Source organism: Sphingomonas sanguinis (genome assembly GCF_001476905.1).
GTDB classification, from domain to species: domain Bacteria; phylum Pseudomonadota; class Alphaproteobacteria; order Sphingomonadales; family Sphingomonadaceae; genus Sphingomonas; species Sphingomonas sanguinis_B.
Genome location: NZ_LDTE01000067.1, coordinates 36,746 through 63,371 on the forward strand (window position 1 = coordinate 36,746; position 26,626 = coordinate 63,371).

General features: G+C 65.7%; 21 protein-coding genes and 1 pseudogene. 7 read left to right on the forward strand and 15 right to left on the reverse strand.

Annotated elements, in window-relative coordinates; all coding sequences use genetic code 11:
- The first annotated feature begins 133 nt into the window (after positions 1-133).
- The 4 genes from SB4_RS11170 to lldD all read left to right on the forward strand — a co-directional run bounded on the left by SB4_RS11170 (position 134) and on the right by lldD (position 5,184).
- Positions 134-1,156, forward strand: a complete 1,023-nt coding sequence (locus tag SB4_RS11170) for a sensor histidine kinase (protein ID WP_058752620.1) — start codon at positions 134-136, stop codon at positions 1,154-1,156.
- A gap of 441 nt (positions 1,157-1,597) precedes the next feature.
- Positions 1,598-3,271 (forward strand): L-lactate permease, encoded by a 1,674-nt coding sequence (lldP, locus tag SB4_RS11175; protein ID WP_058752621.1) that lies wholly within the window; start codon positions 1,598-1,600, stop codon positions 3,269-3,271.
- Positions 3,268-4,035, forward strand: a complete 768-nt coding sequence (locus SB4_RS11180; protein WP_058752639.1) for an FCD domain-containing protein — start codon at positions 3,268-3,270, stop codon at positions 4,033-4,035. The genes lldP and SB4_RS11180 overlap by 4 nt, the downstream gene beginning before the upstream one ends.
- Positions 4,036-4,050: 15 nt before the next feature.
- Positions 4,051-5,184, forward strand: coding sequence for an FMN-dependent L-lactate dehydrogenase LldD (gene lldD / locus SB4_RS11185; RefSeq protein ID WP_058732724.1), 1,134 nt, complete (start codon positions 4,051-4,053; stop codon positions 5,182-5,184).
- A 454-nt stretch (positions 5,185-5,638) separates the two neighbouring features.
- Here lldD and SB4_RS11190 read toward each other — a convergent pair whose 3' ends face one another.
- Genes SB4_RS11190 through SB4_RS11235 form a run of 10 tightly spaced genes read right to left on the reverse strand, consistent with a single transcriptional unit; the run spans position 5,639 to position 15,013 of the window.
- The gene (locus SB4_RS11190) at positions 5,639-5,953 is read right to left on the reverse strand and encodes a 2Fe-2S iron-sulfur cluster-binding protein (protein WP_058716938.1); all 315 of its coding nucleotides are present in this window, start codon (positions 5,951-5,953) and stop codon (positions 5,639-5,641) included.
- Positions 5,953-6,942 carry an NAD(P)H-dependent flavin oxidoreductase gene (locus SB4_RS11195; RefSeq protein ID WP_058752622.1) on the reverse strand — a complete coding sequence of 330 codons (990 nt, stop codon included), beginning with the start codon at positions 6,940-6,942 and terminating at the stop codon, positions 5,953-5,955. Before SB4_RS11195 ends, SB4_RS11190 begins: the two co-directional genes overlap by 1 nt.
- A complete protein-coding gene (locus SB4_RS11200) occupies positions 6,942-8,102 on the reverse strand; it encodes an acetyl-CoA C-acetyltransferase (RefSeq protein WP_058752623.1) in 1,161 nt (386 codons plus the stop codon). Before SB4_RS11200 ends, SB4_RS11195 begins: the two co-directional genes overlap by 1 nt.
- A 1-nt stretch (position 8,103) precedes the next feature.
- A complete protein-coding gene (locus SB4_RS11205) occupies positions 8,104-8,898 on the reverse strand; it encodes an enoyl-CoA hydratase/isomerase family protein (RefSeq protein ID WP_058752624.1) in 795 nt (264 codons plus the stop codon).
- The gene (locus tag SB4_RS11210; RefSeq protein WP_241488590.1) at positions 8,895-9,983 is read right to left on the reverse strand and encodes a phosphotransferase family protein; all 1,089 of its coding nucleotides are present in this window, start codon (positions 9,981-9,983) and stop codon (positions 8,895-8,897) included. Before SB4_RS11210 ends, SB4_RS11205 begins: the two co-directional genes overlap by 4 nt.
- The gene (locus tag SB4_RS11215) at positions 9,968-10,744 is read right to left on the reverse strand and encodes an enoyl-CoA hydratase-related protein (RefSeq protein ID WP_241488591.1); all 777 of its coding nucleotides are present in this window, start codon (positions 10,742-10,744) and stop codon (positions 9,968-9,970) included. Before SB4_RS11215 ends, SB4_RS11210 begins: the two co-directional genes overlap by 16 nt.
- A complete protein-coding gene (locus SB4_RS11220) occupies positions 10,741-11,919 on the reverse strand; it encodes an acyl-CoA dehydrogenase family protein (protein WP_058752626.1) in 1,179 nt (392 codons plus the stop codon). Before SB4_RS11220 ends, SB4_RS11215 begins: the two co-directional genes overlap by 4 nt.
- Entirely contained in the window at positions 11,916-12,677 is a 762-nt protein-coding gene (locus tag SB4_RS11225; RefSeq protein ID WP_058716944.1) for an SDR family NAD(P)-dependent oxidoreductase, read from the reverse strand. Before SB4_RS11225 ends, SB4_RS11220 begins: the two co-directional genes overlap by 4 nt.
- A gap of 19 nt (positions 12,678-12,696) precedes the next feature.
- Entirely contained in the window at positions 12,697-13,881 is a 1,185-nt protein-coding gene (locus SB4_RS11230) for an acetyl-CoA C-acyltransferase (RefSeq protein ID WP_275044982.1), read from the reverse strand.
- Positions 13,871-15,013 (reverse strand): acyl-CoA dehydrogenase family protein, encoded by a 1,143-nt coding sequence (locus tag SB4_RS11235; RefSeq protein WP_058752627.1) that lies wholly within the window; start codon positions 15,011-15,013, stop codon positions 13,871-13,873. The genes SB4_RS11230 and SB4_RS11235 overlap by 11 nt, the downstream gene beginning before the upstream one ends.
- A 174-nt stretch (positions 15,014-15,187) precedes the next feature.
- Between SB4_RS11235 and SB4_RS11240 the strand changes: the two genes are divergently transcribed.
- Positions 15,188-16,711 (forward strand): acyl-CoA synthetase, encoded by a 1,524-nt coding sequence (locus tag SB4_RS11240; RefSeq protein WP_058752628.1) that lies wholly within the window; start codon positions 15,188-15,190, stop codon positions 16,709-16,711.
- On the opposite strand, the gene SB4_RS11245 is transcribed toward SB4_RS11240, so the two are convergent.
- The 5 genes from SB4_RS11245 to SB4_RS11265 are packed head-to-tail and all read right to left on the reverse strand — an operon-like array spanning position 16,703 to position 23,438.
- A complete protein-coding gene (locus SB4_RS11245) occupies positions 16,703-17,935 on the reverse strand; it encodes an NAD(P)/FAD-dependent oxidoreductase (protein ID WP_058752629.1) in 1,233 nt (410 codons plus the stop codon). The genes SB4_RS11240 and SB4_RS11245 overlap by 9 nt on opposite strands.
- A complete protein-coding gene (locus SB4_RS11250) occupies positions 17,932-19,038 on the reverse strand; it encodes an NAD(P)-dependent alcohol dehydrogenase (protein ID WP_058752630.1) in 1,107 nt (368 codons plus the stop codon). The genes SB4_RS11245 and SB4_RS11250 overlap by 4 nt, the downstream gene beginning before the upstream one ends.
- 13 nt (positions 19,039-19,051) lie before the next feature.
- Positions 19,052-19,912, reverse strand: coding sequence for a helix-turn-helix domain-containing protein (locus tag SB4_RS11255; RefSeq protein ID WP_241488592.1), 861 nt, complete (start codon positions 19,910-19,912; stop codon positions 19,052-19,054).
- A 12-nt stretch (positions 19,913-19,924) separates the two neighbouring features.
- Positions 19,925-21,154 (reverse strand): cytochrome P450, encoded by a 1,230-nt coding sequence (locus SB4_RS11260; RefSeq protein ID WP_058752631.1) that lies wholly within the window; start codon positions 21,152-21,154, stop codon positions 19,925-19,927.
- Position 21,155: 1 nt separating this feature from the next.
- Positions 21,156-23,438: a TonB-dependent receptor gene (locus tag SB4_RS11265; protein WP_058752632.1), complete on the reverse strand. Its 2,283-nt coding sequence runs from the start codon at positions 23,436-23,438 to the stop codon at positions 21,156-21,158.
- Positions 23,439-23,646: 208 nt separating this feature from the next.
- Here SB4_RS11265 and SB4_RS11270 point away from each other — a divergent pair, with 208 nt between their 5' ends.
- Positions 23,647-25,062 carry an aldehyde dehydrogenase family protein gene (locus SB4_RS11270; RefSeq protein WP_058752642.1) on the forward strand — a complete coding sequence of 472 codons (1,416 nt, stop codon included), beginning with the start codon at positions 23,647-23,649 and terminating at the stop codon, positions 25,060-25,062.
- Positions 25,063-25,064: 2 nt separating this feature from the next.
- Positions 25,065-26,590 (forward strand): annotated as a pseudogene (locus tag SB4_RS11275) (acyl-CoA carboxylase subunit beta).
- Positions 26,591-26,626: the final 36 nt, after the last annotated feature.

Sequence of the window (26,626 nt, forward strand, 5' to 3'; positions counted from 1 at the left end):
ATCGCCTCCCCCTTTTGAACGACTGTCCGGGTGAACGGCGAAAATGTATACACCGGTGGAGCCTTAACCTGCGTTTGCAAAGCTGCGCAGAATCGCGCAGGGGGGCGCTTCACACGGGGGCCTGGGACCGAACATGGGAGCGACGCATCGGGTCTTTGGGCGGTTGCCGCTGCTTCGCGACCGCAGGCCCTTGGCCTATCTGGCGGCGCTGCTGCTCTCGGCCATCGCATGGTGGATTCGGTGGGAGCTCGATCCCGCCTTCCCGCCGGGATTTCCATACCTAACATTCTTTCCGGCGGTCATCATCTCGTCCTTCTTGTTCGGACGTGGACCGGGGACATTCTCGGCTATCCTCTGCGGTCTTCTCGCCTGGTATTTTTTCATCCCTCCGACCCACACATTCGGGTTGGATTCGCGCACGTTCGTCGCCTTGGGCTTTTACGCTGGCGTCGTTGCGGTCGACATCGGCCTCGTCGATGCCATGCAGCGGGCCAATCAGCGCTCGTCCCGCCTGGCGGAAGAGCAGCGGCAATTGGCCGAACGGACCGAGCTGCTTTTCAGTGAGTTGCAGCACCGGGTGTCCAATAACATCCAGATGGTCGGCGCCATGCTATTCCTGCAGCAGCGGCAGGTCATCGATCCGATCGCCCGCATGGTTCTGGCGGATGCTTCCACGAAGCTGCAGCTTATCGGTCGTATTCAGCGGCAGCTTTACTCGACGACGGGCGAGCAGGTGCCACTGGACATCTTCCTCCGGGATTTGATGGCCGACCTGTTTGCCGCCGACACCAAGCCGGGAGTCCTGCATCGGATCGAGGCTGCTCCCGGGATTCGCCTCTCCCCCGATCTGGCGATCCCGCTCGCCCTGATCATGGCCGAGGGTATTGCCAATGCGATGGAGCATGGCTTTCCCGATCGGGACTTCGGCGAGATTGCCGTCACGCTCACACGCGAAAACGACGCCATCGAATTGTGCGTAATCGACGACGGCGCAGGCCTGCCGCCAGGCTTCGATCTCCATCGTTCGGACAGCCTTGGCCTGAAGCTCGTGCGAAGCTTGGCCAAGCAGATGGAAGCGCAGGTCCGGATCGAAACCCTTCCCGCATCGGGTACGATCTTGCGCCTTTCACTGCCCCAGCGCGCTTGTCAGCCGTGAGACGCCGTGGCCGATTACGCTTGCGCACGGCCTAGATAGGAACAGCCATACGGGTCCGAGCCCTTCCGGCAGTCGAGCAACCGGATGGCTTTTGAGTGACCAAGCCTCCGGAAAATGGGCTTGAGATCGCGCTCCGATAAGCTCACGACGAAGCCTGACAGCATGTGACCCGGATCGGCCCTGGACACATTGACAGGCGGCTCGAGTCGCCAGCCGCAGCCCGCCCATTTCCTCACTATCGCGCGTCCGCAGCATCGGTTTTTCGCAGCCGTTTTATTTCCGCCTGTCATCCTGAATCCAAACCCCGCACGCCGCACAAGAATTCTGGCAGTACCAGAAAGCGCAAAACCCTCTGATAATTCGTTGACGGATGGTCGCGACAGGCAGATTTTAATCCAAATAACCCATATCTGGTACTACCAGAATGCCGGGAGAGGTGTCGTGCAAGTCTGGGCGCAGAATTACGATCCGTTGGGCAATATCTGGCTCTCCAGCCTGGTCGCCGCCGTGCCGATCATCTTCTTCTTTCTGGCGCTGACCGTTTTTCGCCTGAAAGGCTATGTCGCGGGGACAATCACCGTGGCGCTGACGTTGGCGGTCGCCATCGCGCTGTACGGCATGCCGATGCACAGCGCGCTGGCGGCCGGGGTGTTCGGCTTCTTCTACGGTTTGTGGCCGATCGCCTGGATCATCCTGGGCGCAGTGTTCCTCTACCGTATCGCGGTGGCAACCGGCGCGTTCGACATCATCCGGCAATCGATCCTGAACGTCACCGAGGATCAGCGTCTGCAACTGCTGCTAGTCGGCTTTGCGTTCGGTGCCTTTCTGGAAGGCGCGGCCGGGTTCGGCGCGCCGGTCGCGATCACCTCCGCCTTGCTTGTCGGCCTCGGCTTTCGGCCGCTCTATGCGGCGGGGCTGTGCCTGATCGCCAACACCGCCCCCGTGGCGTTCGGGGCGATGGGCATTCCGATCGTCGTCGCCGGACAGGTGACCGGCATCGACCCGTTCCTGATCGGGCAGATGGCGGGGCGGCAGTTGCCATTGCTGTCGGTCCTCGTGCCCTTCTGGCTGATCCTGATCATGGATGGGCCGCGCGGCGTACGCGAGACGTGGCCCGCCATTCTGGTCGCCGGTGGGTCGTTCGCCATCGTCCAGTTCCTGACCGCGCAGTTCATCGGGCCGGAGCTGCCCGACATCACCGCCGCGCTCGCGACCCTGATCACGCTGCCCATCTTCCTGCGCTTCTGGCAGCCCAGGCGCATCTTCCGCTTCGACGCGGCGGAGGTCGCCGCCGACGGCGCGGTGCCGGTCGCGCCGGTCACGGCGCAGACGGTTCGCCATTCGCCCGCACAGATCGCCTGGGCCTGGTCGCCCTTCCTAATCCTGACCGTGTTCGTCACGTTGTGGAGCATCGCCCCGGTCAAGGCGCTGTTCGCCGCCGACGGGCCGCTCGCGCACCTCGTGCTGAAGCTGCACGTGCCGTTCCTCGACAAGCTGGTCGCCAAGGTGCCGCCGATCGTCCCGCAGGTCACGCCCTATGAAGCCGTGTACAAGTTCGACTGGCTGTCAGCGACCGGCACCGCGATCATGCTGGCGGCGATCGTCACCATCGCGTTCCTGCGGATGAAGCCGGCGGATGCGGCGCGTACCTTCGTCGACACGTTGAAGAGCCTGCTGATCCCGATCTATTCGATCGGCATGGTCCTCGCCTTCGCGTTCCTCGCCAATTATTCGGGGCTGTCGGCGACGCTCGCGCTGGCCCTGGCGCATACGGGATCGGCCTTCACCTTCTTCTCGCCGTTCCTCGGCTGGCTGGGCGTGTTCCTGACCGGATCGGATACCTCGGCCAACGCGCTGTTCGCGGCATTGCAGGCCAATACCGCGCATCAGATCGGGGTCAGCGACGTGCTGCTGGTCGCGGTCAACACCACCGGCGGCGTCACCGGCAAGATGATCTCGCCGCAGTCGATCGCCATCGCCTGCGCTGCGGTCGGGTTGGTCGGCAAGGAGTCCGACCTGTTCCGCTTCACCGTACGCCACAGCCTGCCGCTCTGCGCACTGGTCGGGATCATCACCACCGTCCAGGCCTATCTCCTACCATGGATGATCCCATGAGCGGCTCAGCCAGCGTATCCCACCGCGCGGAAACCGCGATCGAGGCGCTGATCGCCCAGCGCAAGTTGCTGCCCGGCGCGCGCCTGCCCTCCGAACGATCGCTGGCCGAAACGCTGGGGGTATCGCGCAACATCCTGCGCGAGGCGATGAACCGACTGGCGGCGCAGGGACGGATCATCATCCGCCCGCGTGCCGGGGCGATCCTGGCCGAGCCGTCGGCGCAATGGACCGAGCAGATGATCGCCGAACCGCTGGCCCCGCTGGTCGAGGCCAATCCGGGCTATGGCCATGACATTTTCGAGGTGCGGGAGTCGCTGGACGGCACCGCCGCCTATCATGCCGCCCGGCGCGCCGACGCGGTGGACAAGGACCGTATACGCCGCCGCTTCGACGCGATGGAGAAGCTGCACGGCGCGGGCGACGTCGCGGCGGAGGCGCATGCCGACGCCGCGTTCCACCTCGCCATCGCGCATGCCTCGCGCAACGCGGTGCTGACGCATGTCATGTCCAGCCTGTTCGGGCTGCTGCACACCAGCATCTCGCAGAGCCGCGAAAAGATCTACGCCGTGCCGCGCACATTCGAGGCGCTGTCGGCGCAGCACCGCGCGATCATGGAGCGAATCGTGGCGGGCGATGCGGACGGGGCGCGCGATGCGGCCGATGTCCATCTCGAATTCGTGCGCACCACGGTCCGGCAGGTCGAGGACGACCTGGCCCGCACCGAGCGCGCCACCGCCGCGCGTAGCGCCGAACTCTCGTCATAGATTGGGAACGACCCGATGATCATCTCCGCCCCCACCGACTATCGCGAAGCCGCGCGCCGGCGCCTGCCGCCGTTCCTGTTTCACTATATCGACGGCGGCGCCTATGCCGAACATACGCTGCGCCACAATGTGTCGGACCTGTCCGACATCGCGCTGCGCCAGCGGGTGTTGCGCGACGTCGCCGACATCGACCTGGGCACGACGCTGTTCGGCCGGTCGCTCGGCATGCCGGTCGTCCTCGCCCCCGTCGGCCTGACGGGCATGTATGCCAGGCGCGGCGAAGTGCAGGCGGCACGCGCCGCCGCAAGCAAGCAGGTGCCCTTCACCCTGTCGACCGTATCGGTCTGCGCCATCGACGAGGTGCAGCGCCAGTCGCCCGCGCCGATCTGGTTCCAGCTCTATGTGCTGAAGGATCGCGGCTTCATGCGCGACGCGCTGGAGCGGGCGCAGGCCGCCGGGGTGGAGACTTTGGTCTTCACCGTCGACATGCCCGTTCCCGGCGCGCGCTACCGCGATGCGCATTCGGGCATGTCGGGACCGGGGGCCGCATGGCGGCGGATGCTGCAGGCGGTCACGCATCCGCGCTGGGCCTGGGACGTCGGCATCCATGGCCGACCGCACGATCTGGGCAATATCTCGGCCTATCGCGGCGCGGCCACGGGGCTCGAAGATTATATCGGCTGGCTGGGCGCGAATTTCGATCCGGGGATCGGCTGGCGCGACCTGCAATGGATTCGCGATGTCTGGAAGGGATCGATCGTCATCAAGGGCATCCTCGATGTCGAGGATGCGCGCGAGGCGGTGCGTTTCGGTGCCCAGGGTATCGTCGTGTCGAACCATGGCGGGCGACAGCTCGACGGTGTGCTGTCATCGGCGCGCGCCTTGCCCGCCATCGCCGACGCCGTGAAAGGACAGCTGACGATCCTCGCGGACTCAGGGGTGCGATCGGGGCTGGACGTGGTGCGGATGCTGGCCCTGGGCGCGGACGCGGCCATGCTCGGCCGCGCCTTCATCTACGCGCTAGCCGCCGATGGCCAGGCGGGGGTCGCCAACCTGCTCGACCTGTTCGACCGCGAGATGCGGGTGGCGATGGCGCTGACCGGCGTCCGGACGATCGCGGACATCGACTCCACCATCATCGCGCGCTGACGCCGACCGGGCCGGCGTCACGCGCCGGACCTCTCGATAAAAGGACTACAGGATGCCGCATGTTCGGCAGCGGACGACGTGTGCCATGTTGCTTTGCGGCGAGGTGACGCAGTTGCAGCAGCAGCACGTCAATCGATAGTTTCACGCGTTGATCGAGGCTCATACCCGGGGATCATTCGCTGTACACAATGCGCAAGGCTTCCGTCGACGAGCCGAGGCGCAAGGCGATACCCGCGCGTCCGGAAAGCTCATCGAACCGGTGGGTAACGCCAGCGTTGACCGCACGCCGGCGACCGTCATTTTCTTCCGCCGCCAATAGCGACTGTCGCGCAGCGTCACGGTCGGACCAGGCAGCTCAATCTGGCGCGTGTGGATTTTGGCAGACGAAATTGAGGAAAAACACGAAGCACGCGCAGCCGGGCCAGGAATGCGTCGAATGCGATCGCGCCCACCCTCAATCCTCCGGCGCGATACGTATCCGACAATTGGTGCTGATATTGCGAACTGCGAGCTGGCAGGCGAGGCGGGATCGGTCGGTGCGATAGCTGCTACTGTCGAGCAGATCGTCTTCGTCGGGACCGGGCGGCGGCAGGTCTTCTCCCCCCGCCTCGACATAGACGTGGCAGGTTGCGCAGGAGCAGCATCCGCCGCACATCGCCAGCAGTTCATCCACACCGGCATCACGGATCGCTTCCATGACGCTGACATCGGCAGCGCCCTCGACCTCGATACGGTCGCCGTCACGGGTAATGACCTCGATCGTTGCCATTACGCCGCTCCCGCCGTGATCAAGCCCGACAACCGCTCTGCGATCAGATTTTGCGCATCGCCGACGATCCGCTCGATCAGTTGGCGACATGTCGGCACGTCATGGATCAGCCCCTGGACCTGCCCGGCCCAGACCAGTCCGGCGCCGAGATCGCCGGTTTCCAGCGCGGTCCGCCCCTTGGCACCGGACACCAGCGGCCGTATGTCCTCGAACACGGCGTCAGGGCGGGCGGAGATTTCGACGACCTGGTCCGACACGCTGGTCTTTGCCACCCGTCCCGTATTGTGAAAGCGACGAAAGATCAGGTTTGTCGCGCGTTCATCGTTCGCGACGATCAGCTGTTTGACCGCGTCGTGGATCGGCGCTTCGACCGTCGCGCAGAAGCGGGTGCCCATGTTGATCCCCTCCGCACCAAGCGCGAGCGCGGCGACCAGTCCCCGGCCATCCGCAAAGCCGCCGCTCGCCAGCATCGGGATTTTCACCTTGTCGGCGGCGGCGGGGATCAGGATCAGCCCTGGAATATCATCCTCGCCCGGATGACCGGCACATTCGAACCCGTCGATCGAGATGATGTCGACGCCCATCCGCTCGGCGGACAGGGCATGGCGGACAGCGGTGCATTTGTGGATCACCGTGACGCCGTGCGCCTTGAAGTCCTCGACATGCTCCTGCGGGCGGTGGCCAGCCGTCTCGACGATCCGCACCCCGCTGTCGATGATCGCGCGGCGATACTCGGCATAGGGCGGCGGCGTGACCGAGGGCAGGATGGTCAGGTTCACTCCGAACGGCTTGTCAGTCATGGTCCGGCAGCGGTCGATCTCGCGGCGCAAATCATCGGGCGTCGGCTGGGTCAGCGCGGTCAGCATGCCCAGCCCGCCCGCATTGGACACCGCCGAGGCCAGCTCAGCCCGGCCGACCCACATCATGCCGCCCTGCACGATGGGATGTTCGATCCCGAGCAGCCGGGTTACGCGCGTAGCGAGGGCCATCACAGTGCCTCGATGATGGTGACGTTGGCGATACCGCCGCCCTCGCACATGGTCTGAAGGCCATAGCGCTTGCCCCGCGCGCGCAGGGCGTGGACCAGGGTCGCCATCAGCTTGGTGCCGCTTGCGCCCAACGGATGGCCGAGTGCGATCGCACCGCCATTCACGTTCAACCGAGCGGGATCGCCACCGACATGCTTGAGCCAGGCGAGCGGGACGGGTGCGAACGCCTCGTTCACCTCGTACAGGTCGATATCGCCGATCGACAGGCCGCTCTTCTTCAGCGCTTTGTCGGTGGCGAACAGCGGCTCCTCAAGCATGATGATGGGATCGCCCGCCGTCACCGTCATGTCGACGATCCGCGCGATCGGAGTCAGGCCGTGCGCCTTCAGCGCCCGCTCGCTAACCACCAGCACCCCGCTCGCCCCGTCGCATATCTGGCTGGCATTGGCGGCCGAGATCATGCCCCCCTCCTGCAACAGCTTGACCGAGCCGATGCTCTCCAGGGTCGCGTCGTAGCGGATGCCCTCGTCGCGGACATGCGGCTCGCCATCGACCAGCACCGGCACGATCTCGTTCGCGAATGCTCCTGCGTCGGTCGCCGCGGCGGCCCGACGGTGACTTTCCAGCGCGAAACGGTCGAGCGTCTCGCGGTCAAAGCCATGTTTGCGTGCCAGCATCTCGGCCCCGGCGAACTGGCTGAACTCCTTCACGCCGAACCGCTCGGCGATGCTGGGGCTGACCGGGCCGATACCGATCCCCTCGCGCTGATGGAAGCTGAGGTTGGAAAACATCGGTACCCGGCTCATGCTCTCGGTGCCCGCCGCAATCACCACGTCCTGCGTACCGGACATGATCGCTTGGGCGGCGAACTGGACCGCCTGTTGCGACGATCCGCATTGCCGGTCGATGGTGACGGCGGGCACGCTGTCAGGCAGTTTGGAAGCAAGGACAGCGTTGCGTCCAAAGGCAAATGCCTGCTCGCCCGCCTGCGTCACGCAGCCCATGATGACGTCGTCGATCGCCGCCGGGTCCAGGTCGTTACGGTCGACCAGCGCGTTCAGGACATAGGCGGCGAGGTCGGCCGGGTGAACGCCGGACAAGCGCCCGTTGCGGCGCCCCCCGGCGGTGCGAACGGCATCAACGATATAGGCATCGGCCATGTCAGGCTCCCCAAGAAGCAGATAGGAAATCGGGTTTGCGGCGTTCGACGAAGGCGGCGATCCCCTCGCGCGCTTCGGCATTCCCCCCGGCGCGGGCGATCGTCTGAGCCTCGCGGTTCAGATGATCGGGCAGGGTCGCGGTTGCGCCATCGATCAGCAGGCTACGGGCGGCACCCAGCGCGGCGGTCGGCGAGGCGATCAGGCGCGCCACCACCGCTTCGGCCTCCTGCATCAGTTCGGCGTCGTCGACCATGCGCGTGACCATGCCGATCCGCTCGGCCTCTTCCGCCCCGATCCGCTGATTGGTGAGAATGATCGCCTGCGCCCGGCGAAGCCCGACAAGCCGGGGTAGCAGCCAACTCATCCCGCCATCGGGGCTGAGGCCGACCCCCGTATAAGCGGCGGTAAAATGGGCCGATCGCGCGGCCAGCACGACGTCGCCCATGATCCCCAGGCTCAGCCCCGCGCCCGCCGCCGGGCCGTTGACCATCACGACCAGGGGCTTGGCCATGCCCGTCAGCGTGAGGATCGCACCGTGCAGAGTATCGGCCAAATCGTGGAGGAAAGGCCCCGCTTCTTGCCCGGCCCCCGCCATTGCGGCGACATCACCGCCGACGCAGAACAGGCGTCCCGCTCCGGTCAGCACGACGCACCGTATCGCCGGGTCGTCTGCCACGTCGCGGGCAACGTCGGCCAGATGGCGCGCCATTGCCGGATTTACCGCATTGCCCGCCTCGGGCCGGTTGAGCGTCAGCCAGGCGGCCCCGCGCTCCTTGCGGACCAGGACGGCGCTCATCGGCACGCCTCCATCGCTTCGCGGGCCAGTCGCGCCAGCCGAGGAAAGCTTGCCGCACGCTCGCGGGCATGGGCGGACGAGGCGTTACCCCGGATCACCCGCCCCTTGATCCCGTGGAATATCGCGGCGATGCGGAAGAAGTTGAACGCGATGTAGAATTCATAATCGGCGATCCCGTCGCGTCCGGTTCGCGCGCAATAGGCCGCGACATAATCGGTCTCGCTGGGCAGCCCCAACGCCGCGACATCCGCCCCGCCCAGCCCCGCAACGATGTCCGGCGGCATCCGGTACATCATCGCATGATAGGCGAAATCGGCCAGTGGATGGCCCAACGTCGACAGTTCCCAGTCCAGCACCGCCAGGATACGCGGCTCGCTGGGATGAAAGATCAGATTGTCGCAGCGGAAATCGCCGTGCACGATTCGGCTCTCTTCACCCGCCGGAATATGCTCGGGCAACCAAGCGACCAGCGCGTCCATATCATCATTGGGTCCGGCATCGGCGTCGTCCAGATACTGGCCGGTCCACCGCGCGATCTGCCGCGCGAAGTAATTGCCCGGTCGCCCATAATCGCCCAGTTCCACCGCCACCGGATCGATCCGGTGCAGCGCCGCGATCGTCGCGTTCATTGCATCGAAATAGGAGGGGCGCTCGACCCGGTCGACCTCGGCGAAGCTGGCGTCCCAGAAGATGCGGCCTTCGACCATCTCCATCACGAAGAAGGGCGTGCCGATCACCCCTTCATCCGCACACACGCCGTGCACCCGCGCCACCGGCACCGGGGTATCGGCCAACGCGGTCAGGATACGCGCCTCGCGAAGTACGTCATGCGCGCCTTTCGCCAGCGGCCCAGGCGGCTTGCGGCGCAGGACATAGCGGGCGCTTGGCGTAGACAGGCGATAGGTTGGATTGGACTGGCCGCCCTTGAACTGTTCTACCGTCAAAGGACCATCGAAACCGGGTATGGCTTCGGCCATCCACGCCGCCAGCGCCGCTTCGTCAAAGCGATGCACCTCACGGACGGGCGTCGTCCCGGCATTGGCGACCTGATCGAGGGCACTGACCATGGTCAGCAGCCCTTCCATTGTGGCGACCGCTTCTCGGCAAAGGCCGCTGGTCCCTCAATGGCGTCCTGCGAAGCCATCATCGTCGCGATCGCCGGATAATCCCATTGCTCGCGCAGGAAGCGATCGGTGGGTGTATCCAGCCCGCGCAGCACCGCTTCCTTGGTCGCGCGGATCGACATAGGACTGCACGCCAGTATCTCGTCGGCCCAGCGCCGGGCGGAGGCGAGGACGTCGTCCTCCGCCACCTCGTTGACGAAGCCCAGCCTTTGCCCTTCCTCGGCGCTCACCCGCCGCCCGGTCAGCATCATGCCCATCGCCGATTTCAGCCCGATGGTACGGGGCAAGCGTTGCAACCCGCCCGCCAGCGCCGCCAGCCCGACCTTCGGCTCCGGCAGCGCAAAAGCGGCGCGCGCGCTGGCGACCACGATGTCGCACGCCAACACGATCTCAAAACCGCCCCCCATCGCGACGCCGTTCACCGCAGCGATCACCGGCTTGGCCATGTCGAACCGCGCGGTCAGCCCGCCAAAGCCGCTGGGCGGGGTCGCCATGCCGCCGCCCGATGCCTGCTGCTTCAGATCATGCCCTGCGCAAAACGCCTTCTCCCCCGCACCAGTGATGATCGCCACCCATTGGTCGTGATCGGCGGCAAAGGCGTCGAATGCCGCCGCCAATTCCTCATGCGCGGCGGCGTTCAGGGCATTGTGCGCCTCCGGCCGGTTGATCGTTACGATCGTCAGACGGCCTTCGTTCGCAACGGTGATATAATGGTAGGTCACTGCGCGGCTCTCCAATCCCGCTTGATTGTCTTGGCGAGGCTCCATTTGTGGACCTCGGTCGGGCCGTCATAAATTCGGAAGGCCCGCACCTCGCGGAACACCTGTTCGACGATGGTGTCGCCGGTCACACCAGTGCCGCCCATCACCTGGACGCAGCGGTCGGCAACGCGCATCAGCGCCTCCGACACCGCAACCTTGGTCATCGAGCTTTCAGTGCCGCCGCTCTCGCCCGCGTCGAGCACGCCCGCGCACCAGTCGATCATCAGTTCGGCCTGCTTCAGGTCGATCCGGTTCTCCGCCAGCATGAAGCCGACGCCTTCATGGTCGATGATCGGCTTGCCGAACGCCTCGCGGCGACAGGCATAGTCGGTGGCGATCTCGTTCGCGCGCAGGCACGTGCCCAGCCAGCGCATGCAGTGCGACAGGCGGGCAGGCGCGAGGCGGATCTGAGCGTATTTGAAGCCCTCGCCACTCTGGCCCAGCATCTGGTCGGCGGGGATGCGCAGGTTCTCGATGCGCACGACCGCATGGCCGCCCGGCATGGAGGTGTCGATCGTATCCAGCACGCGCTCGACGGTGATCGCCGGGTCGGGCAGATCGACCAGGAACATGCAGGCCCCGTCATCGGACTTCGCCATGACGATGCCGACTTGCGCCCCCTGTGCGCCCGTAATGAACGCCTTGTGCCCGTTCACGACCCAGTGATTGCCGTCGAAAACCGCGCGGGTCTTCATCATCGAAGGGTCGGACCCCGCCCCACCCTCGTCCGCCGGTTCGGTCATGAAGAAGGCCGACCGCGCTTCACCCCGCACGAGCGGATCGAGAAAGCGTAGCTTCTGCTCCGCGCTACCGACCTTGCCGAGCAGATACATATTGCCCTCGTCCGGGGCGGCGGTGTTGACTGCCAGCGGCCCCAGCGGCGACAGGCCCGACTGGCGCAGGACATAGGCGGTCTCACGCTGGGTCAGATGCTCGCCATCCGCCAGGATATGCGGAGTAAGGACGCCCGCCGCCCGCGCCTTGGCCCGCATCTCGATGACAAGATCGTCGGAGGGCCCATGCGCGTCGCGGCGGGGGTCGCGCTCATAAGGTACGACCACCTCGCGTACGAACGCCGCCACCGCCGCGCCGATTGCCTCGGCGCGTTCGGACGGCGCGGGACCGGTCAGGCTCATCGTGGTGCCATCCGGATCGCGCCATCGATGCGGATCGTCTCGCCGTTCAGCATCGGGTTGGTCACGATCGCCTCGACCAGTTGCGCGAACTCGTCCGGCTGGCCGAGCCGCGACGGAAACGGCACCTGCGCACCCAGCGAATCCTGTGCCTCCTGCGGCAGGGTGGCGAGCAACGGGGTCATGAATATCCCCGGCGCGATCGTCATGACGCGGATGCCGTAACGCGCCAGTTCGCGCGCGATCGGCAGGGTCATGCCGACCACGCCCCCCTTCGACGCCGAATAGGCCGCCTGCCCGATCTGCCCGTCATAGGCCGCGACCGAGGCGGTGTTGATGACGACGCCTCGTTCCTCCCCCAGCGGATCGGCGGCGTGGAGCGCAGCGGCGAATTTCGACAGGACGTTGAAAGTGCCGATCAGGTTGATCGTCACGATCTTCGAGAAGGCGGCGAGCGGCAGCGGCTGCCCCTCTCGGTCGATAACCTTGGCGGGCGGGCCGATGCCGGCACAATTGACCAGAATGCGCGCCTTGCCATGCAGCCCTTCGGCCTCCTGAATGGCGGCCGCGACGGCGGTTTCGTCGGTCACGTCGACCCGGACGAAGTGGCCGCCGATCTGCTGCGCCAGCGCACTGCCCAGCTCGGCGTTCAGGTCGAAGATCGTAACCTTCGCCCCTGCCCGCGCCAGCCGTTCGGCCGTGCCGCCGCCCAGCCCCGATGCGCCTCCCGTGACGATGGCGGCTACGCCCTGGATATCCATGATCCTGTCCCTTTCGATGTCAGATGAGTTCGATGGCGATGGCCGTCGCCTCGCCGCCGCCGATGCACAAAGCCGCCACGCCGCGCCGCAGCCCCCGCGCCCGGAGCGCGGCGATCAGCGTGACGACAATCCGCGCGCCGCTCGCCCCGATCGGATGGCCAAGCGCGGTCGCGCCGCCGTTCACGTTCATCCGGTCGCGGGGGATGCCCAGATCGTGCATCGCGATCATCGCGACGGCGGCGAAGGCTTCGTTGACCTCGAATAGGTCAACATCGGCGACGCTCCAGCCTGCCCGATCGAGCACCTTGCGGATCGCGAAGACCGGCGCGGTGGTGAACAGGGCCGGTGCGTGCGCGTGCGCGGCGGTGGCAACGATCCGCGCCTGCGGGATAAGCCCCTCGCGCTCGGCGACACTCTGCGGAGCCAGGACAAGCGCGGTAGCACCGTCCGAGATCGACGCGGAACTGGCCGCCGTGATGGTGCCATCCGCCGCAAAGGCGGGGCGCAAGTCCGGTATCTTGTCGGGGCGCGCCTTGCCCGGCTGTTCGTCGCGGTCGACCAGGGTGGTGCCGCTCCGCCCCGTAACCGGGACGGCAGCGATCTCCGCGACGAACGCGCCCTGCTCGATCGCCGCCTGCGCCCTCGCCAGGCTTTCCAGCGCATAGGCGTCCTGGGCTTCCCGGGTCAGGCCATAGGTTTGCGCGGAGTCCTCGGCAAAGGCTCCCATGGGCTTGCCACGATCATAGGCGTCCTCCAGCCCGTCCATCATCATCGAATCGATCACCCGGTCATGCCCGATCCGCGCGCCACCGCGATGCTTGGGGAGCAGGAAGGGCGCGCCGGTCATGCTCTCCATACCGCCCGCAACGATCACCCGCGCCGATCCGGCGGCGAGCGCCTCGGCGGCCATGATGACCGCCTGCATTCCCGATCCGCACATCTTGTTGACCGTGGTCGCCTCGACCGATTGCGGCAGACCCGCCTTGAGCACCGCCTGTCTGGCAGGGGCCTGGCCGAGGCCGGCGGGGAGGACGCAGCCCATATAGATGCGCTCGATCCGTTCCCCGACGATGCCAGCCCGCTCGACCGCCGCCGCGACCGCGACCGCGCCCAGATCGACCGCGCTCAGGCTTGCGAAGGCACCCTGGAAACCGCCCATCGGCGTCCGTGCGCTGCCCAGGATGACGATCGGATCAACCATGATGGTCTCCCAGGCCACGGGCGATCACCATCCGCTGGATATCGGACGTGCCCTCGTAAATCTGGCAGACCCGGACATCGCGATAGATTTTGGCGAGCCCGAATTCCTCCAGATAGCCATAGCCGCCCAGCGTCTGGATCGCGCCCGACACCACCGCCTCGGCAGTCTCCGACGCGAAAAGCTTGGCCATGGAGGCGGCCTGAAGGGCGGGGAGCCCGGCATCCTTCAAGGCGGCGGCATGCAGCACCATCTGGCGCGCGGCCTCCAGCTTGGTAGCGAGGTCGGCCAATCGGAAGCCGACCGCCTGATGCTCGATGATCGGCTTGCCGAAGCTCCGGCGGTCGCGGGCATAGGCGATGGCGATGTCCAGCGCGCCTTGCGCCATGCCGACCGACTGGGCCGCGATGCCGATCCGGCCTGACTCCAGATTGGCCAGCGCCATCGCGTAACCGCGCCCCTCCTCGCCGAACAGGGCGTCGGCATCGACCCGACAATCCTCCAAGCGCAGGCCGCAGGTGTCGGACGCCCCCTGCCCCAGCTTGTGCTCGACCTTGTCGACGCCGTAGCCAGGCGCGTCCGTGGGCACGAGAAAGGCCGACATGCCCTTGCGCCCCGCCGCCGGGTTGGTGACGGCGATCACCATCGCGACGGAGGCGATCTTGCCCGAGGTGATGAACTGCTTGGCCCCGTCGATCCGCCAGCCATCCTCCGTCCGCTGTGCCCGCGTGCGGATGGCGGCGGCGTCCGAGCCTGCATCGGCCTCGGTCAGCGCAAAGGCCCCGATCGCCGCGCCGCTGACCAGGCCCGGCAGCCAGCGTTCGCGCTGCGCCGTTGATCCGAAAGCGATCAGACCATTCACCATGATCGAATTCTGGATCGACACGATGGTCGACAGGGCGCCGTCCGCCGCCGCGAGCTCGATCAAGGCCAGCGCATAGGAGACATAATCGGCGCCTGCCCCGCCCAGATCGGCGGGCGCGGTCATACCCATCAAGCCCATTTCGCCCAGCTCACGGAACAGCTCCGGTGGATAACCGTCCGCGGCCTCGAACGCCGCCGCGTGGGGACGGATGCGCTCTTGTGCGAAGTCGCGCACGGCGTCGCGGATCGCGACCTGATCGTCGGTCAGAACCAAAGGGCCTCTCCCATGCTCCCGTTCGCCGGGATGCCTGTTGCCCCATGGATAGCCGACAATGCCGCCGCAGGCTTTGCCCGGCATCGCCGTGCTTTTTTACATTTCTTGCGTCCCCGTTGCCGGGTGGCCAGCGACCGTGGTTCGCAACGGACATAAGATAAAAGGAGAGGCCCGATGCATCCGGCGAACCATGCCGCACGCCATCCCGACAAGCCCGCCATCATCATGGGCGGGACCGGCGAATCGATCAGCTTTGCCGAACTCGACGCCGCCTCGAACCAGAGCGCGCATCTGCTCCGCGCGCTGGGGCTGAAGCGCGGCGATGTCGTCGCCACCGTCTTCGCCAACGCGGCCGAGGCCTTCATCCTGGGCTGGGCGGCGCAGCGGTCGGGGCTGTACCAGACCGCGATCTCCTGCAAGCTCAGCGCGCGCGACATGGCCTATATCCTGCGCGACTCGGGGGCCAAGCTGCTGGTCGTCTCGCCCGCCTATACCGATCTGGCGCGCGAGGCGGTGGAGGAAATCCCGACGCTCCTGACCTATCGCTGGACCGGATCGGACGCCCGGTTTGCCGACTGGAGCCTGGCCGCCGGGGGCTATCCCGAAACGCCGATTGCTGACGAAAGCGCTGGCACCGATCTGCTGTACTCGTCTGGCACCACCGGGCGGCCAAAAGGGGTGATGCCGCCGCTTCCGACGGGGCCGATCGATGCGCCGACGCCATTGATGCGGATGGGGCAGGCGCTGTACGGCATGGGGCCGGACATGATCTATCTGTCCAGTTCGCCGCTCTATCACGCCGCCCCCCTGCGCTGGGCGATGGCGGCGCAGCAGCTGGGCGGGACGGTGGTCGTCATGGAGCGGTTCGAGCCGGAGATGGCCCTGGCGCTCGTCGAGCGCCACCACGTCACCCACGCCACCTTCGTACCGACGCATTTCGTGCGGATGCTGAAACTCCCCGATGCCGAGCGACTGGGGCATGACCTGTCCTCGCTGCGCGCGGTCATCCATGCCGCCGCCCCCTGCCCGGTGCCTGTCAAACGGGCGATGATCGACTGGCTGGGCCCTATCGTGCACGAATATTATTCGGGCACCGAATGCTGCGGCATCACCGCGCTGAGCAGCGAGGAATGGCTGCAACGGCCGGGATCGGTCGGTCGCGCCGTGCTGGGCACGCTGCACATCCTGAACGAGCAGGGCGACGAACTGGCGGCGGGCGAGACAGGGAATGTCTATTTCAGCGACGGCCCCCAATTCGCCTATCTCAACGATCCCGCCAAGACCGCCGAGGCGCATAATGCGCAGGGCTGGGCGACGCTGGGCGATATCGGGCGGGTCGACGGGGACGGCTATCTGTACCTGTCGGACCGCAAGAGCTTCATGATCATCTCGGGCGGGGTGAACATCTATCCGCAGGAGATCGAAAACCTGCTGGTCACCCATCCCAAGGTCGCCGATGCGGCAGTGATCGGGATACCGTGCGAGGAAATGGGTGAGACGGTGATGGCGATCGTCCAGCCCGCCGTCGGGATCACAGGCGACGAGACGCTGGCGGAAGAACTCCAGGGTTTTGCCCGGCGGGAACTGGGCGGGGTGAAAACACCGCGCCGGTTCGCGTTTCTGGACGAACTGCCCCGCGAACCGACCGGCAAGCTGTTCAAGCGGCTGCTGCGCGACCGCTATGCCGCCTCAGGATAAAAGGAGCTCCTTCAGCGGCCGTGCGGTATCGGCCAGCAGCTCCGGTGGGATCACCGCCCCCGCCTGCACCAGCGCGCGGCCCTGAACATAATCCTTGACCGCGTTGACCGCATCAATCGCGATCACGCGCCCCTGCCGCAGATAGACGACCGAAAAGCTGCGCGCCGCCGGATCGCCACGCAGCACCGCCGCGTCAAAGCCAGCCGACAGACCAATGGTCTGGAGCTTCAAATCATATTGATTGGACCAGAACCAGGGCACCGCGTCATAATCGACCGAGCGTCCGACGATATCGCGCGCCGCCGTCACCGCCTGGTCATTGGCATTTTGCACCGACTCCAACCGGATCACCGCGCCATCGGCATAGCGGTTGGCATGTGCGGCACAGTCGCCAATGGCATGGATATGTGGCAGACTGGTCCGGCAACGGGCATCGACGATCACGCCATTACCCGCATCCGCTCCCGCTTGTACCAGCGGTTCGATGGCTGGGACGATACCGATGCCGACGATGACCATATCAGCGGGCAGCAATGCGCCGCTCTCAAGCCTAACACCGGTCACCCGGTCCCCGCCCTCAAGGCAGGATACGCCGACGCCCAGCATCAGCGTGACGCCATGCGCCCGGTGCTCTGCCTCGTAAAAGCGGGACAGCGGCTCGCCCGCCACGCGCGCCAGCACCCGATCCTGCGCCTCGACCAACGTCACGCTCTTACCGAACTTCGATAGCGCGGCCGAGGCCTCCAGCCCGATATAACCGCCGCCGATCACGACGATTCGTTCAACCGCATCCCATTCGCCGAGCAGCCGGTCGACATCGGCACGGGTGCGGACGGTGTGGATACCCGCCAGATCATGCCCGGCACAGGTCAGGCGACGGGGCTCGCCCCCGGTCGCCCAGATCAACTCGCCATAGCCGATAGTCCGGCCCGCCTCGGTCAGCACTGACCTGGCAACAGGGTCGACCGTCACGACCGTCTCACCGAGCAGAAGCGAGACACCGCGCTCGGCCCAGAACGTCTCGGGTCGAATGAGGATGCGCTCGAAGGATTTGACGCCCGCCAGATATTCCTTGGACAAGGGCGGGCGCTCATAGGGTGGGTGCGGCTCGGCCCCCAAGATCGCGACGGACCCCGTGAATTTCTCCTGCCGGAGCGCCACCGCCGCCTGTGCGCCCGCATGACCGCCACCGACGATCAGCACGTCATAATGCTCCGCGCTCACGGGATCAGCACCACCTTAACGCAATCGCCGCGCTTCTGCGCCTCGATCGCGGCGTTGATCTCCGTCAGCGGGAAGGTCCGGACCAGCTTGTCGAAGGGAAATTGCCCGTCGCGATGCGCGGCGATCAGTTCGGGGATGAAGCTCTGCGGATCGCTATCCCCCTCCATGATGCCGACGACGCGCTGGCCATAGGTGATCATACCCGCGATGTTGATGGTCAGCGCCGCATCCGCATTGCCCGGCACGCCGACCAGACCCAGCATCCCGCGCGGGGTCAACGCGGCCAGCACCGCCTCCATCATCTCGACACGGCCGCTGGTGTCGAAGGCATAGTCCACGCCGTCGGCCACGATTGCGCGGATGGCGGAGGTGACGTCGCCCGCCATCGGGTCGATCACGTGGGTCGCGCCCAGTTCACGGCCGAGATCACGCCGCTTCTCGACCGGCTCGACCAGGATGATCGTCGCGCAGCCCCGGATCTTCGCCCCCATCACCGCCGCCAGCCCGACCGGCCCGCCGCCGACGATCACGATCGACGATCCCGCATGGCACGCCATCGAGCGCATCACGCCCCCCGCCCCGGTCTGGAACCCGCAGCCAAGCGGTCCTAGGATCGCCAGCGGTGCAGCCGGATCATTGACCTTGACCACATTGCGTGCGCGGACGATGGCATGGGCCGCGAAGCTCGATTGCCCGAAAAAGTGCGACGAGATCGCCTCGCCGTCCTTGGAATAGGCCTTGGACCCGTCCTCCAGCCGCATTCCCGCATAATTGAGCGGCGGGAACTCCCGGCAGTAGCTGGGCAGATGCTCGCCGCACTGCGCACAGTGTCCGCAACTGGAAAAACCCAGCACCACGGAATCGCCGACCGCCAGCCCCTCGACCTCCGGTCCCAGCGCCTCGATCACCCCTGCGCCCTCATGGCCGAGCACGGCGGGCAGCGGATAGGGCACGAACTGGTCGCGAAAGATTAGGTCGGTGTGACAGAGGCCGACCCCCGCAATCTTGACTCGCACTTCACCCGCACGGGGGGCCTCAATCTCGACCGTCTCCAGGGTGAAATCCCCCTTAGGTTCGCGGGCGACGGCGGCAATGGTCTGCATATATGACCTCAATCTACTGAAGTGTGTGGCGCCAGCCGCTGGGCGTGTCCCCGGCATATTGGCGAAAAGCGCGGGTGAAGTGGCTCTGGCTGGTAAAGCCGGTCATCTCCGCCACCTGAGCGATGGAAAGGTCGGACTGGCCCAGCAGGTCGCGGGCGCGATCCAGCCGGGCCTTCATCACATATTGGTGCGGCGTCACGCCCGTCGCCCGCTTGAACACGCGACAAAAATGCGAGGGCGTCAGTCCCGCCTGCGCGGCCAGGGCCTCCAGGCTATGATCCTCCTCGGGCCGCCCGAGAATGTCGTTCATGATCTGGTGGATGCGATAGGCGGAGAAGTCGGCGCTCGGGAACGCTCCCTCGCTGCTCGGCGGCGAGCTGCGCAGCGTGTGCATCTTCAGCGCATCGAGCAGCGTGCCGATATAGGCGGTCCGCTCGACCGTCTGCGCGGCATAGAGTTCGCTGAGGATCTGCCTCGTCAGCGCGATACCCAGCGGATCGGCAAAGGCAAAGCGCATCTCGCGAAACCGCTCGACCGCGCGCTGGTCCTGCAACTGGGCCATCGGGACCGAGACGGTGACGACGTCCAGTTCCCCGTCGATCCGCCAGCCGGTGCTGCATCCGGCGGGTACGATCGTGGCACATCCCGGAATGGAGCGCGAGTGGCTCCACTGGTCCGCTTCCCAGAGCCGGGTGTCGGGCTTGCCACCGACATGGACGACGAAGACGGGATCGACGAGGGCGGGCAGTTCATAGCTGCCGATGAACTGGCGCCAGCGGGCGAACTGCCACGACCCCAGGTTGACGCTGCGATCCGGCGCTCGACCGAGCGTCTTGGCGATGATCTTCTCGTTGCTGGACGAAAGCTCTGCCATAGTCATCTCTCCTCATACAGCCCGCATGATGACGTCGAGGTTCTTGAGGCCGTTAATGAAGTTCGACCGGAACCGTCGCGGCGGTGCTTGCACGTCGAAAGATGTAACACGATCCGCCAGCAAGTCGAACGCGACGCGCAGCTGCATTTCCGCCAACCGCGAGCCGACGCAGACATGCTGTCCCGACCCGAAACCGACATGCTGCGCGCCCTTGCGGGTGACCAGGAAGCGGTCGGCATCGGGAAACACCGTCTCGTCGCGATTGGCGGAGATGTACCAAAGGACAACCTTGTCGCCCTTCGCGATACGCTGGCCACCGATGACCGTATCCTCCATCGCGGTGCGCCGCATGTGCATGACCGGGCTGGCATAACGTACCATCTCGGGCGTCGCGGTCTTCAGCACGTCGCGGTTCTGGCGGATGAGGTCCCACTGATCCGGGTTTTGCGACAAGGCGACGATGCTGTGGCTCAGCGAGTTGCGCGTCGTCTCGTTGCCGCCGACCAGCACCAGGATCAGATTGCCGATAAAGTCGCGGAACGGCACAGGTTGCCCGTCGATCTCCGCATTGGCGAGCAGCGAGGCGATGTCGGACGTGGGCTCGGCCCTGCGCGCCTCGAACAGTTCCTGCCCGAAGGCGAAGAACTCGCCCAGTGTCGCCGCCATCGCTTCGGGGCTCTGGCGGAACTCGGGGTCGTCCTCGCCGACGAACGCATTGGTCCAGTCGTAGAGCTTGGGCCAGAGGTCGATCGACACGCCCAACAGTTCGGCCAGCGTCATCAGCGGCAGTGGAGCCGACAGCAGCGGCACCACGTTCACCGCTTCGTTCAGCGGGATCGCGTCGATCAGCTTCGTCGCCCTCTCGCGGATACGCGTTTCGATATCGCCAAGCCGACCCGGCGACAGCGCGGGCATGACGAACTTGCGATAGCGGGTGTGGATCGGCGGATCGCGCGAGATGAAGGGGATGCCGATGGCGGACTCGCCCGCGCCGGTCAGTCCCACCTCATTTTCGTTGAAGATGCGATGCCCGCCATTCTCATAGGCCGAGGAGAAGAGCAGAGGCTGACGCGACACCTCGACGATATCGGCATGGCGCATCACGGACCAGAAGCCCGCGCCGTCGGTTTCCGGCGTCCAATGCACCGGATCGTCGCGCCGCAGTTCGGCAAAGAGGTCCCAGGGGACCCCCGCCTCATAGAGGCCGGGGTCCTTCAGGTCGGGTATGGTGATCGTCGCCATGTCAGAATGCCACCCGAACAGAGCCGCCAAAGGTGCGCGGGGCGGCAGGCACGAGGAAGTTGTAGGGGAAGCCCGCCCCGCGCAGGTCGAGGCCGTAAGCATAGGTCTTGGCGTTTAGCAGGTTGGTCGCGAACGCCTTGATGGTGAAGCGCCCGGTGGTCAGCGCGGCGGTCAGGTTGACCTTGGCGAAGCCCTTTTGCTGCAACTCGCTATTCTGCTGCCCGGTCCCCACCGCGTTGATGGTGTTGAAGGGCGAGAAATATTGCCGCGAGAAATAGGCGACACTGGGCGACACGGTCAGCCCGTCATTGCCGTTGCGGAACAGCGTCAAGTCCACCCCGCCCTGCGCCGTGAAGCGCGGCGCGAAGGGCAGGTCGTTGCCGTCCAACCGTGTGTTCTGGAGCGTCAGCTCCTTGTAGGTCGCATGAAGATAGCCCGCCGACGCATTGAGCGTCACCGCCGGGGTCAGCCGCCAGCGCGCCTCCCCCTCCACGCCGTACACTTCGGCCTTGGGCGCGTTGACCAGGAAGGACACCGGGCCGGGCCGGGTGTCCTGCACCTGCTGGTTGATATAGTCGTAATAGAAGCCCGACATGGTCAGGGTCAGCGCATTGTCGAAATAGCGCCCCTTCAGACCGACTTCATAAGCGTTCACCCGCTCCGGCGCGATATAGTTGATGCCTGCCGACGAGGTGTAGCCGCCGCCATTGAACGCGCCCGAGCGATAGCCGCGATTATAGCTGGCATAGACCAGCGTACCGCCCTCGAACGTGTAGTTCAGCGAAACCCGCCCGGTCAGCGCATTGTTGCGACCGTCCAGCGCGAAGCGGGCATTGGGGTTGTACGGGCACGTGCCGGGGACACCCGCACACGGCACGGTGGTCGCCAGCGGCGTCTCCGGCCCGCCGATATCGCCCGCAAACAGATACGCATAGCCATCGCGATACTGGCTGCGATCCCAGGTGTAGCGTGCACCCAGCGTCAAGCTCAACCGCTCGGTCAGGTCGTAATCTCCCTGGGCGAAGACGGCATAGGACCGGCGAACCTGGCGATAATGCTGGAAGAAGCCACCATTGACGGTTGGTGCGATCGCCTGGCCGATGTTGAAGCGATTGTCGGTAATCACCTCGTCCCAGCCATAGAAACCGCCGCCGACCAGCTTCAGCCGGGTGCCGTTATAATTGAACCGCGCCTCCTCGCTGAACTGCTGGAAGCTCGAGCGCCAGTTAATGTCGAGAATGTCGAGCGGCGACCCGTCGGCGGCCTGCTGCAAATTCTGCTTGCCGCCGTCGCGCGACGTGATCGAGGTGAAGACGACGGTCGGCGACACGTCATAGGCGATGGTCGCCGATCCGCCATAGGCCTCGGTCCGGTTCAGCCCGATCCGGTTCTCATTGGTCTCGAAGAAGCCCAGCCCGCTGCGGAAGGCCCCCAACCCATGAATCGCGGCCTGGCTGCCCTGATCGCGTCCGCCATAGACCTTCAACTTGATGTCGAGCGGGCCGTTGCCCGGCCGTATCCGTAGCGACGCCCGCCCCTGCAACGTGTCCTGCGAATTTCCGTCGCGTCCGCCGGGATAGACGTTGCGGATCTGCCCGTCGCCCTTGGCATAATTGCCGGCGATGCGGACGCCCAGCTGGTCCTCGACCATCGTCGCCTCGACCGCGCCCTGCGCAGTGAAGGTATTGAAATTGCCGTAGCCGGCCTCGGCATAGCCTTCATTGCCATGGAGGCTGGGCCCCTTGGTGATGAAGTTGATCGCACCGCCCGTCGTGTTGCGCCCGAACAGCGTGCCCTGCGGCCCGCGCAGCACTTCCACTCGGTCGAGGTCGAACAGACCCATGCCATGAGCGGTACGGCTGGCGAGATAGACGTCATCGATGTAGACGCCGATCGGCGAGGCTTGGTTGGAATTATACTCGTTGGCGACGCTTATGCCGCGCAGCGAGAAATTGGGCTGGGTCTGGCCATAAGGGCTGCTGACCTGAAGGTTGGGCACCGCGACCGCCAGATTGGCCGAATTGGTGATGCCCTTTGTGACCAGCGCGTCTCCACCGATGGCGGAAATGGCAATGGGAACGGTCAGGATTGACTGGGCGCGCCGCTGGGCGGTCACGATGATGTCGCCCGACGATGCACCGTCCTGGGAGGCGGTGGTGGTCGGTATTACCTCGGTGGTGGGTGGCGTGCCCTGCTGCTCTGCGTCGGTGCTTTGCGCCTGTGCCGCAAATGGGAAGACGATTGCAGCACTGGTCAACAGCGCCGCGCTAATCCTGGCCCTCATAGCCCTCTCCTATTTTTGCAGAGACTCTGTGACGGCCTCTTGCTGGATAATGTGTAGATCAGCTCCGGTCGGGCGGCTTTGCATGGACCTGTCGTGCTTTTTGACATTTCTTGCGGGGGTCCTGCGCTCCTTGCGCATGATCTGATAGCGCCCATCGCACAGATAGAGCGGGCCGCGACGAACAGGGCCGCCGGAGATGGAGAGCAAGATGGACTTCGATACGTCGTTCCACATGACGATCGGCGGCAAGCCGGTGGATTCGGACAGCCTGTTCGACGTGCTGAACCCGGCGACGGAGCAGGTGCTGGCCCAGGCGCCGGACGCAAGCCGCGATCATCTCGACTCGGCTGTCGCCGCCGCCCGCGCCGCATTTCCCGGCTGGGCCGCCACTCCCATTGCCGAGCGTCGCGCGCTGATCGACAAGCTCGGTGACGCCGTGATCGCCCATGCCGAGGACTTCAAGCGCCTTCTCACCGCCGAACAGGGCAAGCCGCACGCCGAAGCTTTCAACGAAGTCATGGGTGCCGGGCTCTGGCTGAAAGGGGCCGCGACGCTCGACCTGCCGGTGACGGTCAACGAGGATTCTGCCGACCGCTACAGCGAAACCCGCCGCGTGCCCATCGGCGTGGTCGGAGCCATCGCGCCGTGGAATTTCCCCATGGTGCTGGCGATGTTCAAGGTCGGCCCTGCCCTGCTCGCGGGCAACACGATGGTGCTGAAGCCCTCTCCCTTCACTCCGCTGACGACGCTGAAGTTCGGCGAACTGGCCGCAACGATCCTCCCCCCCGGCGTCCTCAACGTCGTAACGGGCGGCGACCATCTCGGTCCCTGGCTCACCGAGCATCCCGGCATTGACAAGGTCAGCTTCACCGGATCGACCGCGACCGGACGCCGCGTCATGCAGAGCGCCTCGGCCACGCTGAAGCGCGTCACGCTGGAACTGGGCGGTAACGATGCCGCGATCGTACTGCCCGATGCGGATGTCGCGGCGCTGGCGGAGCAGCTGTTCTGGGCGGCCTTCACCAACAACGGCCAGATCTGCATCGCGACCAAGCGCATGTATGTCCACCGCGACGTCTACGAACCGCTGAAGGACGCGCTGGTCGCCTATGCCCGGACCGTGCAGACCGGCGACGGGGCGCAACAGGGCGTAAGGCTCGGCCCGATCAACAACCGCCTGCAATATGAGCGCGTGCTCGATCTGATCCGCGACGCGCGCGACAGGGGCTACGACTTCCTTCTCGGCGGTGAAGCGGCGGACACGCCCGGCTATTTCGTCCCCATCACTATCCTCGACAACCCGCCCGAGGATAGCCGCATCGTTCAGGAGGAGCAGTTCGGTCCCATCCTCCCCCTCCTCCGCTTCGATGACGTGGACGAGGTGATCGAGCGGGTGAATGCCAGCGAATATGGCCTGGGCTCGTCGATCTGGACCGGCAATCCCGACGCCGCGATGGACCTCGCTGCGCGGATCGCCAGCGGCACCGTCTGGATCAACGAAACCCAGCATTTGACCCCGCTCGCCGCGTTCGGAGGCATGAAGCAATCCGGTCTGGGCGTCGAAGGCGGCACCGAAGGGCTGATGGAATATACCAACGCCCAGACGATTACCCGGCGACGCTGACGATGGGCTCGAATTCCATCGAACTGGAACGCCGCCGCGAGGGTGCTCGTGCCGGTGGTGGCGAGAAGCGCGTGGCGGCACAGCACGCCAAGGGCAAGCTGACCGCGCGCGAGCGGCTCGACGTGCTGCTCGATGAGGGCAGCTTCGAGGAGCTCGACATGTTCGTCGAGCATAACTGTACCGATTTCGGCATGACCGAACAGGTCATCCCCGGCGACGGCGTGGTGACGGGTTCGGGCACGATCAACGGGCGGCTGGTCTTCGTCTTCAGCCAGGATTTCACCGTTTTCGGCGGCTCGCTGTCGGAGCGTCATGCGCAGAAGATCTGCAAGATCATGGACATGGCGATGAAGGTCGGCGCACCCGTCATCGGCCTGAACGACTCGGGCGGCGCGCGCATCCAGGAGGGCGTCGCCAGCCTCGGCGGCTATGCCGAGGTGTTCCAGCGCAACGTGCTGGCTCGGGCGTGGTGCCGCAACTTTCGCTCATCATGGGCCCCTGCGCGGGTGGTGCGGTGTATAGCCCGGCGATGACCGACTTCATCTTCATGGTGAAGGATTCGAGCTACATGTTCGTCACCGGCCCCGATGTGGTGAAGACGGTGACCAACGAGGTCGTGACCCAGGAAGCGCTGGGCGGCGCGGTGACGCACACCACCAAGACCGGCGTCGCCGACGTGGCGTTCGAGGATGATATCGAGGCGCTGCTGGCAGCGCGCGACTTCATCGACTTCCTGCCGGCCAATAACCGTGAGGGCGTGCCTGAGCGGCCCACCGCCGACGCTTGGGACCGCATCGAGGAAAGCCTCGACACGCTGATCCCGGCCAGCGCCAACCAGCCCTATGACATGCACGAGCTCCTCTCCAAGGTGGTCGACGAGGGCGATTTCTTCGAGGTGCAGCCCGCCCACGGCGCCAATATCATCACCGGCTTCGGCCGGATCGAGGGACGCACGGTCGGCTTCGTCGCCAACCAGCCGATGGTGCTGGCGGGCGTGCTCGACATCAATGCCAGCCGCAAGGCGGCGCGCTTCGTGCGCTTCTGCGATGCATTCGAGATCCCGATCGTGACCTTCGTCGACGTGCCCGGCTTCCTGCCCGGCACCGCGCAGGAGCATAACGGCATCATCAAGCATGGCGCCAAGCTGCTCTTCGCCTATGCCGAGGCGACGGTCCCGAAGATCACGGTCATCACCCGCAAGGCTTATGGCGGCGCGTATGACGTGATGGCATCCAAGCACTTACGCGGCGACCTCAACTATGCCTGGCCGACCGCCGAGATCGCGGTGATGGGGGCCAAGGGCGCGGTCGAGATCATCTTCCGCGGCAAGACGCCCGAGGAGATCGCCGAGCGGACGGCCGAATATGAGGCTCGGTTCGCCAATCCGTTCGTGGCGGCCAGCAAGGGTTTCGTCGATGAGGTGATCCAGCCGCACTCGACTCGCAGGCGGATCGCGCTGGGCCTGCGCAAGCTGCGCAACAAGGACCTCGCGAACCCGTGGAAGAAGCATGACAATCTGCCGCTCTGACCCCACCCTATCCGACTGGGGATCGCTTGCGTCACG